Origin of the sequence: Paenibacillus terrae (assembly GCF_000943545.1) — a bacterium.
GTDB classification, from domain to species: domain Bacteria; phylum Bacillota; class Bacilli; order Paenibacillales; family Paenibacillaceae; genus Paenibacillus; species Paenibacillus terrae_A.
The window spans coordinates 1-1,317 of sequence record NZ_JTHP01000167.1 but is presented as its reverse complement, the minus strand read 5'-3'; the positions used below and the strand labels follow the sequence as shown (position 1 = coordinate 1,317).

Below are 1,317 nucleotides of genomic sequence, written 5' to 3'. Positions count from 1 at the left end.
GGATAAGGTAAGATACTAGCTCAATGAATAACATAAGATTTCATCTCTACATAAAGAGAAAACAAAAAAATATTGCAAGGGGAATTTGTAAAATGACAAAAAATGATCTCAGTTTCGAAGCTAAAATATTCCGTTTGATGAGTTGGGGATTATCAGCTAAAAAAGCTGAAGATACTCTAAAAAAACTAGAGGGTAATGGGAAAATACTTATACATGGAAGTGTAGGTTCAGGTAAAACAAGATTACTCAATGAGCTGATCCGTCTGAGAAATAATGCTGAAAGTTTTGAGTATTATACTATTGGGCATTATAACTATGAATTAACAAACGATAATAAAGACCGCCTTAGTAAAAACGGGCAAGGCGATTTTGTTGTCATAGACGAAAGTGCAAATAATGCTGATTCGTTAATTAAATATCTTGCAAGCAATAAGTGTAAGTGTGTAATATTTACTTTCGCTACTTCCAGCATACAAGACATTCGCAATATGGATAAGAAGATAACTGCTCACACAGATATTATTATTTCTATGGACCGTAATACTATCCATAGTGTAAGAATGATCACAATTCACGATAGATTACTTTATAAAGCAACAGAAAAATTTGATAATTCTAAAAGTGACCTTTATCCATACCCATATATTCGATCTGAGTGGATGAAAGTACTTAGTCCAGCACAGAAAGCAGCTGTACAGCTTGCATACATGAATTACAGACTAGAAGATGGAGGGCTAGGTAGCTGGTACCAAGGGGACGGCGAAATAATGGAGATGGATATTCCGGACTTGCTGCAATTATGCGCTATCGGGATTGAGCAGAATATTCCTGGATACACATTCTTGTATAGTTGGCTTATTACAGTGAGGGATGAATACCTCCCCTTAACATCAGCTTATCTATCTTCCCTTGATGATAAACCGACATCGTTGTATGATGCAGATCGTCTTGTAAAACAATATTATTCTTGGAATGATCGAAATGATTCTTTTGATAAACTTCTTACCTATTTAGATAAGGGTTATTTGGGGATTAAATAAGGATTAACCATCTCATTTATAAATAAGTAGTATATCATTCAATATTACATGTAAGATTTTAAGGAGGAATTATGAAATATAAGAAAGAGATCCGCAATGCTATTGAGGGAAGTCTTCAACTTTATGTCAGCACTTTTGAGAAGAATTATACAGGTATAGCTGCTTCCTCCCATGATGCGACTAGGCTAAAGCTTATTACAAAGGAGGAGGCAGTCTGGATACCAATCCATGAAATCAATCACCTTTCGACTGTTCTTCCCTTAAAATCTCATAAGAA

2 protein-coding genes are annotated in these 1,317 nt (G+C 34.8%); both read left to right on the top strand.

Annotated elements, in window-relative coordinates; all coding sequences use genetic code 11:
- The first annotated feature begins 92 nt into the window (after positions 1 to 92).
- Positions 93 to 1,040 (top strand): ATP-binding protein, encoded by a 948-nt coding sequence (locus tag QD47_RS29430; protein WP_044649463.1) that lies wholly within the window; start codon positions 93 to 95, stop codon positions 1,038 to 1,040.
- Between the two features lie 71 nt (positions 1,041 to 1,111).
- On the top strand, positions 1,112 to 1,317 hold a 206-nt coding region (locus QD47_RS29425; protein WP_044649462.1), incomplete at its 3' end, for a hypothetical protein.

Bases quoted from the DNA above. Each gene is read 5' to 3' on its own strand.
- QD47_RS29430 (WP_044649463.1), top strand. From the start codon at position 93: ATGACAAAAAATGATCTCAGTTTCGAAGCTAAAATATTCCGTTTGATG.